The 18,154-nt window shown below is 47.3% G+C and carries 17 protein-coding genes; 10 read left to right on the top strand and 7 right to left on the bottom strand.

All coding sequences use genetic code 11. The features are described 5' to 3' along the window. Positions 1–197: 197 nt before the first annotated feature. Positions 198–848, top strand: a complete 651-nt coding sequence (locus GC130_RS20220; protein WP_152000166.1) for a ClpP family protease — start codon at positions 198–200, stop codon at positions 846–848. A 221-nt stretch (positions 849–1,069) separates the two neighbouring features. Then, positions 1,070–1,771: a carbohydrate-binding family 9-like protein gene (locus tag GC130_RS20215; RefSeq protein ID WP_226940560.1), complete on the top strand. Its 702-nt coding sequence runs from the start codon at positions 1,070–1,072 to the stop codon at positions 1,769–1,771. Positions 1,772–1,903: 132 nt separating this feature from the next. On the opposite strand, the gene GC130_RS20210 is transcribed toward GC130_RS20215, so the two are convergent. Beyond that, positions 1,904–2,974, bottom strand: coding sequence for a Gfo/Idh/MocA family protein (locus GC130_RS20210; protein WP_152000165.1), 1,071 nt, complete (start codon positions 2,972–2,974; stop codon positions 1,904–1,906). A gap of 203 nt (positions 2,975–3,177) precedes the next feature. On the opposite strand from GC130_RS20210, the gene GC130_RS20205 reads away from it, so the two are divergent. The 3 genes from GC130_RS20205 (at position 3,178) to GC130_RS20195 (ending at position 5,738) form a co-directional block, all read left to right on the top strand. Continuing rightward, positions 3,178–3,660: a hypothetical protein gene (locus GC130_RS20205; protein ID WP_152000164.1), complete on the top strand. Its 483-nt coding sequence runs from the start codon at positions 3,178–3,180 to the stop codon at positions 3,658–3,660. 198 nt (positions 3,661–3,858) lie between these two features. After that, positions 3,859–4,788 carry a DUF6807 family protein gene (locus GC130_RS20200; RefSeq protein ID WP_152000163.1) on the top strand — a complete coding sequence of 310 codons (930 nt, stop codon included), beginning with the start codon at positions 3,859–3,861 and terminating at the stop codon, positions 4,786–4,788. Next, positions 4,785–5,738 (top strand): aldo/keto reductase, encoded by a 954-nt coding sequence (locus tag GC130_RS20195; protein ID WP_152000162.1) that lies wholly within the window; start codon positions 4,785–4,787, stop codon positions 5,736–5,738. Before GC130_RS20200 ends, GC130_RS20195 begins: the two co-directional genes overlap by 4 nt. Positions 5,739–5,920: 182 nt before the next feature. Here the strand turns inward: GC130_RS20195 and GC130_RS20190 are convergent, their stop codons facing one another. Beyond that, positions 5,921–8,614, bottom strand: a complete 2,694-nt coding sequence (locus GC130_RS20190; RefSeq protein WP_152000161.1) for an ABC transporter permease — start codon at positions 8,612–8,614, stop codon at positions 5,921–5,923. Continuing rightward, positions 8,611–8,949, bottom strand: a complete 339-nt coding sequence (locus tag GC130_RS20185) for a PadR family transcriptional regulator (RefSeq protein WP_152000160.1) — start codon at positions 8,947–8,949, stop codon at positions 8,611–8,613. Before GC130_RS20185 ends, GC130_RS20190 begins: the two co-directional genes overlap by 4 nt. A 176-nt stretch (positions 8,950–9,125) precedes the next feature. Here GC130_RS20185 and GC130_RS20180 point away from each other — a divergent pair, with 176 nt between their 5' ends. The 3 genes from GC130_RS20180 to GC130_RS20170 all read left to right on the top strand — a co-directional run bounded on the left by GC130_RS20180 (position 9,126) and on the right by GC130_RS20170 (position 13,382). Continuing rightward, positions 9,126–10,976: a gamma-glutamyltransferase family protein gene (locus tag GC130_RS20180; protein ID WP_152000159.1), complete on the top strand. Its 1,851-nt coding sequence runs from the start codon at positions 9,126–9,128 to the stop codon at positions 10,974–10,976. 92 nt (positions 10,977–11,068) lie between these two features. Then, complete coding sequence (locus GC130_RS20175; RefSeq protein ID WP_152000158.1) at positions 11,069–12,361, top strand: Gfo/Idh/MocA family protein; 1,293 nt, start codon at positions 11,069–11,071, stop codon at positions 12,359–12,361. A 100-nt stretch (positions 12,362–12,461) separates the two neighbouring features. Beyond that, positions 12,462–13,382 (top strand): sugar phosphate isomerase/epimerase, encoded by a 921-nt coding sequence (locus GC130_RS20170; protein ID WP_152000157.1) that lies wholly within the window; start codon positions 12,462–12,464, stop codon positions 13,380–13,382. A 34-nt stretch (positions 13,383–13,416) separates the two neighbouring features. Here the strand turns inward: GC130_RS20170 and GC130_RS20165 are convergent, their stop codons facing one another. Together GC130_RS20165 and GC130_RS20160 are read right to left on the bottom strand one after the other, a co-directional pair. Further along, complete coding sequence (locus GC130_RS20165) at positions 13,417–13,617, bottom strand: hypothetical protein (RefSeq protein ID WP_152000156.1); 201 nt, start codon at positions 13,615–13,617, stop codon at positions 13,417–13,419. A 170-nt stretch (positions 13,618–13,787) separates the two neighbouring features. Next, positions 13,788–14,756, bottom strand: coding sequence for a YheT family hydrolase (locus GC130_RS20160; protein ID WP_152000155.1), 969 nt, complete (start codon positions 14,754–14,756; stop codon positions 13,788–13,790). Between the two features lie 122 nt (positions 14,757–14,878). Between GC130_RS20160 and GC130_RS20155 the strand changes: the two genes are divergently transcribed. After that, positions 14,879–15,838, top strand: coding sequence for an ROK family protein (locus GC130_RS20155; protein WP_152000154.1), 960 nt, complete (start codon positions 14,879–14,881; stop codon positions 15,836–15,838). 102 nt (positions 15,839–15,940) lie between these two features. Beyond that, a complete protein-coding gene (locus tag GC130_RS20150) occupies positions 15,941–16,570 on the top strand; it encodes a deoxynucleoside kinase (protein ID WP_152000170.1) in 630 nt (209 codons plus the stop codon). On the opposite strand, the gene GC130_RS20145 is transcribed toward GC130_RS20150, so the two are convergent. Then, on the bottom strand, positions 16,538–17,215 hold the full coding sequence (locus tag GC130_RS20145; RefSeq protein ID WP_152000153.1) for a hypothetical protein: 678 nt from the start codon (positions 17,213–17,215) through the stop codon (positions 16,538–16,540). The genes GC130_RS20150 and GC130_RS20145 overlap by 33 nt on opposite strands. Before the next feature lie 47 nt (positions 17,216–17,262). Beyond that, positions 17,263–18,075: a hypothetical protein gene (locus GC130_RS20140; RefSeq protein ID WP_152000152.1), complete on the bottom strand. Its 813-nt coding sequence runs from the start codon at positions 18,073–18,075 to the stop codon at positions 17,263–17,265. Between the last annotated feature and the right edge of the window lie 79 nt (positions 18,076–18,154).

Genomic DNA, 18,154 nt, shown 5'->3' with positions numbered 1-18,154 from the left:
GACAAGCTCCATCAACTCAAAACACTCAGGTATAAAATCTTTGCTATTGGGGGCTATATAACCAAATCCGGCAGTCAGAAAATACTCAACCTTTCTCTGGCAATGAAACGAAGAAAATGGATTGAAGGAATCTGGACAGAGTCCCAAAATTTCAACTGGCCTTTTGCTCCGTCCTAATTCCTAATGACAATTCCGGGATGAACATTCAAGCCAACCTCGTTCCCATGGTGATTGACAGCAATAGCCGTGGGGAGCGAGCCTATGACATATTCAGTCTGCTGCTCAAAGAGCGTATCGTTTTTCTTGGAACCAAAGTCGACGATGTGTCGGCCAACCTGGTGGTTGCCCAACTGCTCTACCTCAACAGCATCGACCAAAAGTCGCCCATCAACTTGTACATCAATAGTCCTGGCGGCGTGATATACGCAGGCCTGGCCATTTACGACACCATGCAGATGATACAGGCTCCAGTGTCTACAGTAGCAGTGGGTGTAACGGCCAGCATGGGCACAGCGCTACTTTGTGCAGGTGCAAAAGGTAAGCGCTATGCCCTACCCCACTCCACCATCCACATGCACCCGACTGGCGGCGGTGCTCAGGGCTACACCGAAGATGTACGCATTGCCACCCGGGAGCAGGAAAGGCTGCAAACTCAGCTTTTCCACCTGATGGGCAAGCATACAGGGCACAGTTGGGAGGAAATTGAAGCTTTTTTCCTCCGAGATAAATATTTGAACGTCCTCGAAGCCAAAACTTTCGGCATTATTGACGAAGTGCTTGGAAGTACCGATGACATCATCGTACTCGAAAAAGAGGGTTTTAAAGTGAGTTTGGTCTCTCCCAAATAAATCGCCCAAGTGCAGAAACTTCAGAACTACGATTTACCATCATGGCGGGTGGCCGAAAAATTGGCGGGCAGATGCGGGTAAAGGCCTGTGCGTTTAATTTTTCAAGACTTTTGCTTACTTTTTGTCGTTTGAAAAAGTAAGAGCCCAGCGGCTTGAGCGAGATTACTCGCTTGCACACCTCCCGTTCTCTCCCTATCTTACTTTCCCAACCCGCTTAACCCATGAAACTACTCTACCCCCTACTTCTACTTATGCCTCTTGTCGCCACTGCCCAAACTCCCGGAAGCCTGACCATCAAAAAGGTGGCCGACTTCGATGTAAAAGAAACTCCCGACAAAACCTGGGACGCTGCCAGCTGGGTAGAAATACCTCAGAGAAGCGATAACGGAGTAACCTATAACACCAAAGCCAAGGTCTTGTACTCCGAAACTGGAATCTATTTCCTGTTTCACTGCGAAGATAATAAGCTCACCGCCACCATGACCCAGGACTTCGACGATTTGTTCAAGGAAGATGTGGTGGAAGTGTTTCTTTGGACAGACGAAAAAAGCCCCATTTACTTCGAATACGAGCTTTCTCCTCTCAATTACGAACTACCTATTCTTGTGCCCAACTACGGGGGTAAATTCCTCGGCTGGAGGCCGTGGCACTACTTCAACGAAAGAAGGACCAAGCACGTAACAACTGTGGAAGGTGGCCCAAAACGAAGCGGAGCTGACATAAAAGCCTGGACAGCCCAGTTCTTCATTCCCTATGTGCTGTTGAACCCACTACAAAACGTCCCTCCCACCAGCGGCACCAAGTGGAGAGCCAATATGTACCGCCTCGACTACGACAGCGGCAAGGCAACCCGCTGGGAATGGCAACCTATCCGAACCAATTTTCATGATTATGAAAGGTATGGGACTTTTGTGTTTGAGTAAAGGAGGTTAATGCATCCATGGCCTGTCCCCTGACAGGCCATTCGCAATAAATTCTAACACAACATAAAAGAAAAGAAAAGGTCTGTCGGGGGACAGGCCTTGGAGTACACTTAAGGAATCAGCATTCCATTCTCACAACTCCACCGTCTTCCCCGTCTTAAAGCTTTCATCAGCCGCCAGCACAATGCGTAAACTATTAACCGCATCATTCAAGTGGTCGGTCAGATCAAGGTCTTCTTTGATGGCTTTTAGCAGATACAATTGCTCCAACTCACAAAGTCCGTCGTGGTCGGGTTCGCTGGAGGTGTCTACAATTTGATCGGGCCTCACATATTCTCCTCTGTCGTTGGTGGCAGCGTAGTGCACTTTCAGACTCCCCGTTTTGCTGTGCCCGTCAATATCTTGAGAGCCATCCCCCTTAGGAGCATCCACTATATTCACACAGCCTTTTGGCCCAATCACATCTTTGACGAAGTAAGCTACCTCGCTCATCATTGGGCCCCAGCCCGCTTCGTACCAGCCCACCGAACCGTCGTCAAAAGTCACCTGAAGCTGCCCGTAGTTGTACATCGTTGGTTTGATCTCATCAGTCAGCCTGGCACCAATGGCGCTCACTCTGATCGGCTTCGCCCTTGTCATCATGCACATCACGTCTACGTAGTGCACGCCACAGTCTACGATAGGCGACATGGTATTCATCAGGTTTTTGTGGGTTTGCCAATGTTTGCCACTGCTTTGCTGGTTCAGGTTCATGCGCATCACAAGGGGCTTGCCGAGTCCTTGTGCTATCTCCACAAACTTGGCCCAGGCCGGATGCACCCTTAAAATATAGCCCACTACTACTTTCTTATTGACAGCCTTCGCCATGTCCGCAACACTCTGCGCTTCCTCTACGGTTATGGCCAAAGGCTTTTCCACAAACACATGAGCCCCCGCTTTCAGGCTCTTCAGTGTATAATCTACATGGGTTTCGGCGTAGGTATTGACCGAAACAACGTCTGGCTTAGCAAGCGCCAAGGCCTCGTCAAAATCGGCATAACATGGGTAGCCCCCGCCAAGTTCTGCATTCAACTTTTCCCGGCTTTCTGCCGTACGGCTTACCAGGCCCACAATTTCAAAATCGTCCAGCTTGTGATAGGCCCTTGCATGTGATGCCCCCATATTGCCGCACCCGGCTACTAATACTCTCAACTTATCGCTCATGTCTTTGGTGTTGTAATTTTTCTATTTCAATTAACCCTCCGAGGGGCTCTCAACCCTTAGAGGGTTGAAATCTTCTTTAAATAGAAACTTTTTTGCCCTCATTTCAAAGTAAGAGATGATTTGACTAAAGAAGCAAAGGATAACTGGTCAATCTGCTTCCTTAACAATAAATTGACCTCGAATTATCTAATGTTGCCTTTCCAATGTCTGCTTATTCCATCTCTCATATAAAAAAGGAACTTCAAGTCCTTGATTCTGAACAACTCCAACAGGTGATCCTTCGGCTGGGTAAATACAAAGTAGAAAACAAAGAGCTGCTCTCCTACCTCCTTTTCAAAGCACACGATGAGGCTATCTTCATTGATGAAGTAAAAGAGGGAATCGATGAAAGCCTTTCAACTTTGAACGACACCAACCTCTACTGGGCCAAAAAAACCATTAGAAAAGCGCTGCGTTTCGCCAACAAAAACATACGGTACTCAGGGCTCAAAGAAACTGAAGTCGAGATCAGGATTTACTTTTGCCAGCAAATGAAAGCGACCGGTCTGCCCTTTCAGCGAAGCACTGCTCTTGACAACCTCTACAATGGCCAGCTTAAAAAAATAGAAAAAGTGCTCAGCACCCTGCACGAAGACCTGCAGTTCGACTACCAGCAGCAGATAGAGGAATTGAGAATAGCGGGCTGAAGGCCGAGTTGATGCCAGACAAGGTGGCGACAGCGGACACATTTAATTCCGGAGGGTTTAATTTTTCGAGGAGTTTTGCCTACTTTATGTCCCCCTCCTGAAAGAGATTAAAAGCCAGGAGAGCTTCGGCCTGCCGACAAACGCTGGGCTTGAAGAAAAATGATCGTTTAGTCTGCTAACCCAGCATCGCCAAAATTCATGAAGAACAATAAAATAATAGCCTGCGTCTCCTTTCTCTCTTTGTTGGCTTGGCATGTCACTAAAGCCCAACCCTTCAAATTCACCAAAACCCCGGAGGGCATCAGCCTCACTGAAGGCACTCATCCCATATACTTTTACCAACAGCAAACTAAATCGCTTGACGGAAAATACCCCCGAGCGAACTACTTGCACCCTCTTTATGGCTTAAACGAGGAAGTGCTAACGGAAGACTTCCCGGCTGACCACCTGCACCAAAGAGGCATCTTCTGGGCCTGGCACCAGCTAATCGTTGATGGCGAACGCATCGGCGACGGGTGGGAATGCAAAGGCATTGAGTGGAAAGTGACCAGTGCCAATACCAACGCTGGAAAAAATGCAGCCAGATTGGAGGTGGCAGTTGACTGGAACACGATATGGAAAGGTGATAGCATTACGTTCGTTAAGGAAAACACTGTGATCACCGTTTGTAAGACAACATCAGACTATCGGGAAATGGACTTTGACATCAGCCTTACAGCCAATGGCCACGATGTGTGGATTGGTGGATCTGAAGACCACAAAGGCTATAGCGGCTTTTCTGCCAGAACGATCCTTCCCGATGATATTAAATTCCGTTCTGTAAAGGGAGATTTGACCCCCACAGATCCGGCTATGCAGGTGGGCGGTTGGGTCGATATGATTGCTACCTTTGGAGAAACAAAATCGGGATTCACCATGATGACTGATACGACGGAGATGACGTCGTGGCATGGCTGGATATTGAGAAATAAGAAAAGCATGCAGAACGCAGCCTTCCCAGGCAGGGAGCCTTTTAAACTTGCCAAGGGAGAAACTCTTACGATGCGATACAAGTTGATTATCCACAAGGCCGAATGGCCACAAAATGCTATTGAAGAAAAATTCAAAACCTTTATCGATAAGAAATGAAGTACTTAAATTTTAGGAATGGAGATCAAATGCCAGCCATTGGGCTGGGTACCTGGAAAGCCGCTCCCGGCGATGTTTATAAAGCTGTAATGGAGGCTATTAAGATAGGGTACAGGCATTTTGACTGCGCCCATATTTACGGCAATGAAGATGAAATTGGAACTGCTTTTGCCGATGCTTTCAAAAGTGGCGAAGTGAAGAGAGAAGACCTTTGGATCACTTCCAAGCTTTGGAACAACAGTCACCGGAAAGACCAGGTAGAGCCAGCACTGAATATAACCCTGAAAAATCTACAGCTCAACTATCTCGACTTGTATCTCATCCATTGGCCAGTGGCGCTACAAGAGGGAATCGGTTTCCCCGCCTCACCAGCCGACTTTATTCCTATCGATCAACTTCCGCTGACCGTTACCTGGTCGGGCATGGAGGAAGTGGTAAAAAAAGGGCTTACCAGGCATATTGGGGTCTCCAATTTCAATGTCAAAAACCTGAAGCTGATCAGCGAGGGCGCTACCATTATACCAGAAGCGAATCAGTTGGAATTGCACCCCTACCTGCAACAAAATGAGTTGTTGGACTACTGCAAAAAGAATGAGATCGTTGTCACAGGCTATTCTCCTCTTGGCTCTTCCGACAGACCGGCCAGGTTGATCAAGGAAAGCGATCCGGCGATTTTGGAGAGTGAAGCGATCAACAAAATAGCTGTCGCAAAAGACTGCTCGCCAGCCCAAGTACTTCTTGGCTGGGCGGTGACAAGAGGAACTTCGGCCATTCCAAAGTCTGTGAACCCGAAGCGTTTGAAGGAAAACCTGGAGTCTGCCGCTATTGAGCTTTCTACGGACGACCTGAAAAGGATCGCAGACTTAGACTTGAATTTCCGATATATCAACGGAGAAACCTGGGCAAGCCCTGGGTCACCGTATACGCTGGAGTATTTGTGGGGTAAATAAAAAATGATTGAGAGGCTGTGTCCCCAAACGATTTACAGGAATTAGCACGGCCTCTTATTTTTTTTGTAATCATCAAATAAACATAGTGCTACCTATCTACTCTACTTTGCCAAATAGTGTTCCGACCACGGCAAAGAAACTAGTAGAGTGATCCTCAGCTCGCTAGCTTGACCAGACTTGGTTTATTCATTCCTCAAACTATCCACCGGGTTGGCATGGGCCGTTTTCCAGCTTTGCCAGAACACAGTCAGCAGCGCAATCGCCAACACGACAGCACCAGCAACAATGAATATCCAGGGATGGAGCTGCATGCGGAAAGCATAGTTATCGAGCCAGTTGTCAGCTAATAGCCAGCTAACAGGTATGGCTACTAAAAATGACACCACCACCAGGGTGATAAACTGCCTGCCCAGCAAAGACAAAATTTGGCCGAATGAAGCGCCCAGCACTTTGCGGATGCATATCTCTTTTGTGCGAGTGGAAGCCACATAATACACCAACCCTAGCAGCCCCATGCATGCCACCAGGATGGCCAGGCCAGAGAAAATACCAAACACCTTCCCCACCTGTTTATCCCGCTCATACTGCGCATTGAAATGATCATCCAGAAAATATTCCATGTACAGTTCATCCGGAAATATTTCCATGAAATTTTCCCGGACGCTGGATGCAGCCGGATAGACATCGTCGCCGTTCAGACTGATGGTGAAATAGTCTGGTTTGAACTGCCACCAGCCTGATTCATTGAAGGGACAGAGAACCAGCGGTTGTACTTGCTGAGACAATGATTGAAGGTTAACATTTCTAAAAACGCCTAAGATTTCATAGTCTGCATGTCCCTCTAACTTCATTTGAATCTTACTTCCTATGGCTTCAGCGTTTGATGCGTAACCCAACATATGCGCCGCCATTTCATTGATCAAAACCTTTTGTTTGTCGGCAGGAGCGTCTTTGTGGAAATTCCGCCCTTCCAAAAGTTCAATCTGATATGTTGGTATAAAAGAATCGTCGGTAAATATGTAGGGTGAAAGTATCGCCTCACTTTCAGTGTCTTCCTTTCTCTTAATGGATGAAATTGTTTCGCTGGTATGCCCGGGGATATCCGATGAAGCCACAAAGTTGGTTATATTCGGATGCGTCAGAAGAATATTTTCAAACCTTTCGACACGTACTCTCATAAGGGAGTCATAGACAAGTGGCGCTTTTACCACCAGCATCTCATTCGTCTTAAATCCCAGCTGCTGTCGCTGCATATATCTAAGCTGACTGACCATCACTATCGTGCCTGTAATAAGGGCATAGGAAATACCAAACTGAAAAATTACCAGGGTGTTTCTGAGACCGAATTTTTGACCAGAAGCTTGAAACTTACCTTTTAGCACTTTGATCGGCAGGTAGGATGACAAGACAAGTGCCGGGTAAAGACCCGCCAAAAAACTGCCTACGGTCAAAATGCAAGCAAAAATTGATAGGTTATTTTCCACGACCCAGAATTCGTAGGTAGATAAACCAGTTACTACAGGATTTCCTATTAACTCATTGAATGCCGATGCTGATAGTTGAACCCAAATTAGTGAAAGCCCAAGAGCCACAGCGTTGATCAGTGTAGATTCCACAAAAAACTGAATGATCAGTGTACCCCGACTCGCTCCAATCACTTTCCGAATCCCCACCTCACTGGCCCTTTCGAAGGCCCTGGACGTTGATAGGTTAATAAAATTGATCCATGCAATTACGAGAATCAAAATCCCTACTGCAGACAAAAAAAGAACGGTTTGATAACTCCCGTTTGACTCAGCTTCTCTCAGTAAATGGCTGTGAAGGTGAATATCAGACACAGGTTGAAGGTTCATGTGTTCGGTGATGCCGTTGGCATGCATCGCTTCGCCCAGATATTTATCGACAAAAGAATCCAATTTACGTTCAAGCATTCTGACGTCAGTCCCCGGACGTACTTTCACATACGTATAGTAATTGACATCACTCCAATCGTTGAGAGACTGTGGGGTTTCCGTAGAATGGATACTTCCAATACAATCGATCTGCAGGTGACTATTTGCCGGCAGGTCTTTAAAAATACCTGCGACCTTGAAAGTGTAATGAGAGAACTTAACGGTTTTTCCAATGGCATATTCATCGCCGAAAAGTCGATTAGTCACCGTTTCGGACAGCACAATGTTAAAAATGCCTGCTAAAGCCGAGTGGGGATCGCCATCAACAAACTGCAGGTCAAAGATATCAATGAACCCCTGATCTCCGGCGTACGAGTTCTCCAGTGAAATTTCTCGCTTATCTCCTTCATTCGGTATGTAACTAATACGCTGATCAGTCAAACCCCATGAAGTAATCTTCAATATTCTACTGGTTTGTTCTATCTCGGGAAAATCAGATTTGATAGCAGACCACACAGGTTTATGGTTGACCGCATAAATACCTGACCCCAGTGACTTGGATCCCTCAATTCCCAATGTCACTCTGTAGACATTATCCACATCTGGAATAAACCGATCGTAGCTCAGCTCAAACTTCACATACTGAAAAATGATGAAGCAGGCAGCCATGCCAATGGAAAGGCCCATGATGTTGAGCGCAGAGAAACGCTTACGCTTCAAAAGGTTGCGCCAGGCAGAGGTGAGATGATTTTTGAACATACCGTAATTGTTTAGTCTGTAAGCACCACCCAACGGCCTTATGATACCCGGCCGGAATAATTTGAGAACCTCAAGCCATACGAGTAACCCTGCCCTTCCCGCACCAACCAGCTCAAGATGTTCTTCATAAAGTTCGTGTACATCTCCCTCCACATCTTCCAGCAGCACTGGATGGCAAAACAGCCGGAGAAACCTGATGGCAATATGTGGCTTCTGGGATTTCAAGTGATTTTAAAATCAAAAGCCATTTTGGGTATTGATTCCCACAGCAGTTGGCGACTTTCCATGACTTGTTCAAGCGCCCGCTTGCCGGCAGGAGTAACTTTGAAATAGCGCTTCCTCTTCCCTCCCCTTACGCTGGTAGCTTCTCCGAACTCTGATTTCAAAAAACCTTTCTTTTCCATCCGGCTGAGCGCAACCCGCATCGCTCCCACGCTCACACCCCGCTTCAACCGAATCTCTATCTCCTTTTTGATCGCAATCCCATAGGCTTCCGGGTACAGCACCGCCGCTGTCAGCAAAACCACCTCTTCAAACTCTCCTAAACTCGCATTTCCCATTACCATAATCTTATTGCAATTCATTATTAAAGTCCTAAATGTCGCTATTATTTATTAAAATCCTATTTGTTGCTTTAATATTTTTATTCTACACCCAAGAGTTCTTATTTCCACCCAAATAATTCTGTCTGCATTTAATCAGAAGAATAGCTACATTGAGTCAAATCTCTGAAGCTATGAAAAGGGTTCTATTTGCTTTGTTGGCGTACACATTTACTTTCAGTGTTAGTGCACAGGTATTTAATGCCTATACACCACCCACACAAAAGCCTCCTCTCCACGGGAAAAACTGGATGGCCATTACCGGCAAACCATTGGCCGCCACAGCCGGAGCCATGACTTTCCAGAAAGGTGGTAACGCCGTAGACGCAGCCTGTGCTATGATTGCAGCTACCAGCACGATGTGGGACGTGCTCAGCTGGGGTGGTGAAACCCAGGCCATGATCTACAACCCCAATACCAAAAAAGTAATCGCCATCAATGCGCTGGGCGTAGCCCCTACCGGTGCAACTCCGGAATATTTCAAAGGAAAAGGTTTAGACTACATTCCCGAATACGGGCCTCTGGCAGCCGTTACTCCGGGCACCCCCGGTGGCATTATGGTGATGCTGGCTGAATATGGCACCATGAGCCTGAAAGAGGTGCTAGCCCCCGCCATGGAGCTGGCAGCGGGCTACCCTATTGAGGCTCAAACTGCCAACGCTATTGAACGGGGTAAGAGTGAAATCAAAAAATGGCCGTATTCCACCAAAGTGTTCCTCACCCACCCCGGCGAAGAAAGAGAAGCACCTGAGGCCGGAGAAATCTTCGTTCAGAAAGACCTGCTGGCTATGCTCACCAAATTAGTGGAAACTGAGCAGGCTGCCCTTAAAAAGAAGAAAAGTCGTAAAGAGGCTATTTATGCCGCCTATGATCGTTTCTACAAAGGCGACATTGCCAAAGAAATTGCCCGGGGCACACAGGAACAGGGCGGATTGATTACCGAACAAGACCTCGCCAACTGGGAAGTGAAGATAGAAGAGCCTATGATGGTCAACTACAAGGGCATTGACGTGTACAAGCTTTCCCAGTGGACACAGGGGCCTGCCTTATTGCAGTCGCTCAATATGCTGGAGAACTTTGACCTTAAAGCGATGGGCTACAACTCGTCCAAATACATCCACACCTTGTATCAGGTCATGAGCATGGCATTTTCTGATCGTGACTTCTACTACGGCGATCCTTACTTTGGCCCCGAAGAGCCCATGAAAGGGATTCTTTCGAAAGAATATGCCAAAGAGCGTGTGAAGCAGATCAACTGGGAAATGAACGATGCTAAAATTGGCCCTGGTGATCCCTACCCTTTTGAAGGCAAAGTGAACCCCTACAGCGAGCTGCTGAAGCAAAAAAGTCAGGCCTCACTCTCCGCACCCGATTCATATGAAGATTTCATGAGAGGCTTTCTGGCTGGCACCACTTCTGTGCAAACAGCCGACAAAAACGGCTGGGTAGTGTCGGTCACGCCAAGTGGTGGGTGGATTCCAGCTTGTATTGCTGGCAATACTGGTATTGGTCTGAGTCAGCGCATGCAAAGCTTTGTGCTGAATGAAGAAGAAGGCCCTTTCAATGTGGTGGCGCCAGGGAAAAGGCCAAGGGTGACCCTCACTCCCTCTATGGCATTGAAAGACGGCAAGCCGTTCCTTTCGTTTGCCGTGCAGGGTGGCGACACCCAGGATCAGAACCTGCTACAGATGTTCCTTAATGTGGTGGAATTCGACATGACTATTCAGGAAGCTGTTGAAGCCGCCAATATTAACAGCTACCAGGTGAGTAGCTCCTTTGGTAACCATGAAAGCATTCCGGGCTCCCTTTTGTTGAGAAACGACACACCACCCTGGGTACAAAAAGAGCTCATAAGAATGGGGTACAAACTGCGATTTGACGACCGCAGCTCCGGGCCTATTAACGCCATCTACTTCGACTGGAAACATGGCAGTTTCTGGGGTGGGTCAAGCAATTATGGAGAGGATTATGGGATTGGGTGGTGAGTTGCACTTTCCGGCCTAATAATAACCACTTCAGAAGAGTAATGACTATATTAGTAAAACAAATGTATAATCAATAAACACCCATTAAACAGATGGACAATAAAAGAACAAGAAGGGATTTCCTTCGGAATACCGGAACCCTGGCAGCTGCTTCTGCCCTGCCCTTTTTCAGTAGAGTGCCAGCCTTTGGCAACCCGCTGGATACAAAAACATTGAGAGTAGGCCTTATTGGATGCGGTGGTCGTGGCACTGGTGCTGCCAACCAGGCTTTGGCAGCCGATGACAACGTGGTGCTGGTAGCTATGGCCGACCTGTTTGATGACCGGCTAACGGAATCGCATGCTAACCTGACCAAAATCCACCCGGATAAAATGAAGGTGGATAAATCAAGACAATACCTTGGTTTTGATGGCGCTGATAAAATAATCAATGCCACAGACATAGACGTAGTGATACTTACCACGCCTCCCTATTTCCGTCCAGAACATTTTGAAAAAGCTGTCAATGCAGGTAAGCATATTTTCTGCGAAAAGCCTATGGCGGTAGACGCTCCCGGCGCCAGAAGAGTAATGGAAGCAGTAAGGGTGGCGGAGCAGAAGAAACTCAACATCATGTCTGGCTTCTGCTGGAGGTACCACACGCCTAAGAGAGCCACTTTCCAGAAAATATTGGACGGAGCCATTGGTGAGGTAACTACTGTTTACAATACCTACAATACCGGTGCGCTTTGGCTGCGTGATACCCAACCCGGCTGGTCCAAGCTGCGCAAGGATATGAGAAACTGGTTGTATCATACCTGGATTTCTGGAGACCACCTCATCGAGCAAGCCATCCACAGTGTGGATATGCAGTCGTGGGCATTGGGGGATGTGTTACCGGCTAGCGTAACTGGCACGGGTGGACGTCAAAGTCGTGTTGAACCTGAATTTGGCAATGTTTACGACCACTTTGCTCTTGTTTACGAATATGACAATGGAGCCAGAGGCTTCCACTTCAGCCGTCAGCAGAAGAACTGTAGCAATAGTTACGCCGTGGAATCAATCGGCACGGAAGGTACGGCAATGGTCAACTGTATCCGTAACCGCCATACCATCACCGGCAAAGAAAGCTGGAAATATGACGGCGAGGACAACGATATGTACCAGCAGGAACACGATGAACTCTTCGCAGCAATCAGGGCTGGCAAGCCAGTAAATGATGGAAAGAGGATGGTGGAAAGCACCATGCTGGGCATTATGGGTAGAATGGCTGCCTACACGGGCCAAACCATTACTTATGAGCAGGCATGGAACTCCCAGGAGAAGCTGGGCCCGGACACTGTGGACGAAGACACCAAATGGGAAGATGCACCAGTAGCACAGCCCGGCATCACACAGTTTTCATAACTAATACCTAAAACCTCCGGGGTTTGTCTTTCGCCTGTTTCGGGCAGGGCAAGCTTCGGAGGTTTTTCTTTTTCCACAATACCCCACCTATCCAAATACTATGAACAGAAAAGAATTTATCAAGAAATCTACCGGAGCGATTGCCTCCGCAGCCATTCTGGGATCAGGAGCCATCAGTCCGTTGTCTGCATCACCGAAAAAAGAAGCACTGGCCAAAGTCAGCATCAAAAAGAGCCTTAAGTGGGGCATGGTAAAGGAAGACCTGTCCATCATGGACAAATTCAAGATGCTGAAAGACCTTGGCTATGATGGTGTGGAGCTGGATAGCCCCAACGACCTTGACAAGAAACAAGTGCTTGCTGCCAGGGACAAGACAGGTTTGGTAATTCCCGGCGTTGTCAATTCTGTTCACTGGAAAAGCCCTCTCTCCCATGCCGATCCCAAAGTTAGACAAGCATGTGCCGATTCGATGAAAACTGCCTTGCGGGATTGCAAAGACTATGGCGGCACCACGGTACTGCTTGTGGCAGGCGTGGTCAACAGCGAAACCAGCTACGACGATGCTTACCGCCGCTCTCAGGATGAGATCAGAAAGATGATTCCATGGGCGCATGAAACAGGTGTGAAGATTGCCATCGAAAATGTCTGGAATAACTTCCTGCTAAGCCCAATAGAAGCCGCCCGCTTTATTGACGAGCTTAACGACCCAATGGTGGGCTGGTACTTCGACATCGGGAATGTGGTGCGTTATGGCTGGCCTGAGCAGTGGATCAAAGTATTGAACAGGCGAATCATGAAGCTGGACGTGAAAGAATACAGCCGCAAAAAGCAGAGCGATGAGGGCATCTGGAAGGGCTTCGACGTGGAGTTGCTTGAAGGGGACAACAACTGGCCAGCCGTCATGCGGGCATTGGAGGCTATTGACTACAAAGGCGGTTGGATGAGTGCCGAAGTGAATGGCGGCGATAGAAAACGGCTGCAACAGATAAGCGAATTGATGGATAAAATCATTGCTCTTTAGAAGTTGGAAGGAAAGTCCACGATAAAACGTGGGCTCACTTAGGCCCTTGCCGGTTCATTCTATCTTCAATTTCCTTGATCTTGGCATACACAAGATCAAGTTCCTGGTCTTGTGTATCAGAGAGTTCTTTAAAGGCCTCATCGAGAAGGGTCATGTGATCACGAAGAAACTTTAGTTTAGCGTCTGTTACAACTCGAAGTCGCTCCACTTTTTTATTTATCTCTTCTATTGTCATGTTGAAAGGCTTCCATTATTAACGATAATATACAAGTAAAAAGTTTGTTCCACAACACCGAATGTTCAAACGCCTCACTTGGATCCCGATAGCTAAAGCGTCCGCCGGGCCACGTTGGCTTGGATATAGGTAACCTCCCATTCTTAACTATTTCCCGCCCCTCCGATTCGCTAGCTGATCGCCTCCAAAAACTCCAATGCCCTCATTTCAGCCCAGTAAATCTCGGCTCCAGTCTGTGTAAACCCAACGTGACCACCCACCTTTGGCGTTTCTAAATACAAGTAGCTACTCTCTCTGGCCATTTCATAAGGGTAGCATTTGTCACCCAGCATTGGGTCATTCAATGCGTTGGCCACCAGCGCAGGTCTTTTCAGTTCAGGGTAAAACTGGTCAGATGTAGCCTTCAGGTAGAAATCATCCCGGCTGCTAAAACCATGAAGAGGTGCGGTGTATCTATCATCAAACTCATCGAAGGTCGTGATGAGGTCTATGTCTGTAGCATTTACCACCTCAGGATGCCTCAATGCCTTCACCTTCATTTTTTCCTTTAGCTTATTGAGAAAGCGATCTTTGTAGAATTTGTTGCTCCTTCTGGTGAGTTGCACAGCACTGTCCCATAAATTACAAGGCACCGAGAAGGTAGCAGCGCCAATAATCTCCTCCCTGACCTGGCTCCCTCTTTCACCAAGATACTTCAGACTCATGCTTCCCCCCATACTGAACCCAACCAGAGCAATCTTTCTGTAGTGGCCCGATTTCAACCCATGCTCAACAACCGCCGAAAGATCCTCCGTCGCTCCATGGTGATACAACCTGGGCAGTCTGTTCATCTCTCCACCACAGGTGCGGCAGTTCCATGCCAGCCCATCCCAGCCGTTGGCTGCGAAGTACTTCGCCATCCCGGCAATGTAGGGTCTGTCGCTGCTCCCTTCAAGACCGTGAGTGAGCACCACCAATTTGTCGCTACCTCCGGTCAACCAGTCCACATCCAGAAAATCTCCATCCTCCAGTTCCACTCTTTCCCGGTCGTAGGTTACACCTCTAACTTTTCTAAAAGCGGAGGGGACAACTGTTTCCAGGTGGGGGTTAAAAAGATAAGGTGGCCGCCGCTTATAACTACTTTTGGAAATTAGTGGCATCTAATATTCTCATCTAAATCGTTTGCGGCTTAAAAATACATGAAGAGGTTTTTATAAGAGCCCTCCATTGCATATTTTTCAAAACTATTTGCTTAGCAATTTAACTCTAACAACCCCTTTTCATGAAAGAAATTGCCATCGGTATTGACATTGGCGGTACGAACACCAAGTTTGGTTTAGTGGACAAAGATGGAGAGACCTTATTTCAAAAATCGATCCCAACTAGAGCCGAAGGCGATGTCAACGAATTCTTTAAAGACCTTCAGGAAAGTATTCAGGGAGCCCTTAAGAACTTCCCCGATGTAGACATAAAAGGTGTAGGCATTGGCGCTCCCAACGCCAACTATTATAAGCAAACGATAGAGCACGCTCCAAACATACGTTGGGGAACAATTGTCCCGTTCGGGGAAATTTTCAAAAAATACTTCAAATACCCAATGGTCATGACCAACGACGCCAACGCAGCTGCTATTGGTGAAATGGTGTATGGGTCTGCGAAGGGAATGAAGGACTTCATCGTTATTACGTTGGGTACAGGCCTTGGAAGCGGCATCGTTGTTAACGGTCAGCTGGTATACGGCCACGATGGTTTTGCCGGAGAGCTTGGCCACGTAATAGTAAACCCCAACGGGCGATACTGCGGCTGTGGTAGAAAAGGTTGTCTCGAAACCTACGTGTCTGCTACCGGCATAAAGCGTACAGTTTTTAAGCTCCTGGCTGATTATACCTACAAAAGCGAACTGCGTGCTATTGCCTTCGATGATCTAACCGCCGAGTTCATTACCCAGGCAGCTATGCGCAAGGATCCTATTGCCATTGCTGCCTTTGAGTACACAGGCAGAATACTGGGTATTAAACTGGCAGATACCATGGTACACACCAGCCCCGAAGCGATATTCCTTTTCGGAGGTCTGGTGAAGGCCGGAGACTACATCTTTAAACCAACGCTGGAGCACATGGAAAAAAACATGTTTCCCGTTTTTAAAAATAAATTGAAGCTCATTCCTTCTGGCCTTATGGATAAAAATGCGGCCGTGCTCGGCGCAGCAGCACTGGTATGGAAAGAGTTTGAAACGCCTTAAACAAGAATCCTTACACATACAGAAAAGGGCCGGAAGTATTTTCGGCCTTTTTGTTTTTATGAGTGCCTGCCAACCCTTTACTTTTGCACGCATATGACACCAATGCACATTGCTGTATCCGGAAATATCGGAGCCGGAAAGACCACCCTTGCTGAAAAGCTTGGTAAGCACTACAACTGGAAAGTGCAGCTTGAAAGCGTCGAGGAAAACCCCTACCTCGAGGATTTTTACAGCGATATGAAGAGGTGGGCCTTTCATGTTCAAATCCATTTTTTGAACAGCCGTTTCAAGCAGGTTAACGAATTAAGAGACTCCAGGGTATCTATTGTGCAAGACCGCACCATATACGAGGATGCTTACATATTCGCTAAGAGCTTGTATAGCTCAGGGCATTTTTCAGAAAGAGATTATGAGAGCTATCTCAAGCTTTTTGAACTGATGATCACTTATGTGCAGCCACCAGACTTGCTAATTTACCTGAAGGCAGACATTGGCAAACTTGTTTCACAAATAGAGAAAAGAGGTAGGTCGTTTGAAAACGCCATTCGCATCGACTACCTGAAAACCCTCAACCAACACTATGAAGATTGGATTGGGAACTACAAACTCGGCAAGTTGTTGGTGATTGATGTAAACAACCTGGACTTCGTATCCAAAGTCGAGGACTTCTCCTATGTCGTTAATCAAATAGACCTGGAACTACACGGGCTTTTCAGCGGCGACAGCTGGTAATCCGAGCCTTCTCCTTAAATACTTCACAAAAGAGGCATAGTGTTCACCTGAAGGTGACTTCATCAATTCACCAACTGTCAGTAGCTTCCCCCCTGACATGATTTGATCGTAAATGGAGAAGTGCAAAACTTCATACCCATCCAGCTTGGCCAGCATGTCTCTTAGCAGGTGTTGGAAGGCAAGCATTTTCCAACCCGAGCTTCCGTTTCCAAAAAAATCCCCGGGATCGGATGCCTCCCCAAAATGCTTGTTGCTGACGGGGTTGCTCCAAACACCAGCAATAAGGCCAACCTTCTTGCAACCAACTTCAAACTGCCGACAGTACCGAAGAAACGCCTCCACGTTCAATCCTTCGATGTCTGAATAAAATGGCGCCCGGAGGCAAACGGCGGCATAGCGGTTGTAGGCCAGCTCGTCGTTTCCAACAATCACCTTCCCTTCAAACACAATCGGGTAGGCTGGTACTTCGATTTCAGTAATACCTCCAGTAAGTTGGCCTCCAAGTTTATTGTAGATGTCGTCTATTTGTGGCCGAAAATCACTTCTCCACAGGCGTTGCCGATTCCCAGATCGCACCTCTGCCTCATATGAGAGTTTCTCACCTTCTAAAAACGCTTCTATTCTCCTTGCTACGATATTAGACATGCACAGATTCATTCTTGATCAACACAAAACTAGTTACTTTTTCAAACCTAATTATTTGGGGCTCCATCTGTCACCCAGCAAACGATCTTGTTGATCTCGTCGTCAGTTAGTGCGATCACCTCTGGGTTCCCTTCACCAATCGGAGGCATTTCTCGCTTAATTACTCTCTCCTTTATGTGGGCTGCGTTACCCTGAATATTAGATAACTTGGTAAAATCAGGAAACTGTGCATCAGACACATGACATGTACCCGTAGCACACTTGTTTTTGATAATTACAGAGATTGTTGCTTCGAAGCTTAAACCAGAAGGCACAATAGCTTTGGTGTGAAACTCACAAAAGCCATCTTTCACGGCGATTGAATACTCTCCGTTCGCCAGGCCGGTAAAAACAGGAGATTCTACAAAGCTTTCACCGTCGATGCTGTATAAGTATGTGCCGCTACCGCCTGCAGCCGACAATTCAACTGAGCCTTCTGACCCTTCACAACCGGCTACATTTGCGGTAAAACTTAGCGTTAAGTCGTTCTTCACTGCCAACCCAACCGAGGTAGTAGCTGTACACTCGTTGGCGTCCATTACAGTTAAAGTGTACGTTCCAGGGGCGAGACCGCTAAATTCACTGCTTGATTGGAAATCGAGTCCATTGATGCTAAAGGTGAGGGGCTCAGTACCACCAGAAGCGGCGATAGTAACAGTTCCAGGAGTGCTGCAGGTAGGAGCAGTTGTGGATGCCACACTGACCGTCGGCCCTGACACTGAGCAGTTGACGGGCATTTCATCTTTGCCGCTACAGCCTGCCATCATCAGGAACACAAACATGTGCAAGATAGAGCAAGAAGGTCGAAACGCAGTGGTCATAGTTCATTGGCTTTTGCCACCCTGGTTATACAAACGGCAAGCCAACACACTAACTCTTCGGCTGAAGCAAACCATCTTT

This window comes from Imperialibacter sp. EC-SDR9 (assembly GCF_902498805.1).
Taxonomy (GTDB): Bacteria; Bacteroidota; Bacteroidia; order Cytophagales; family Cyclobacteriaceae; genus Imperialibacter.
This window is presented reverse-complemented; position numbering and strand designations above follow the sequence as displayed.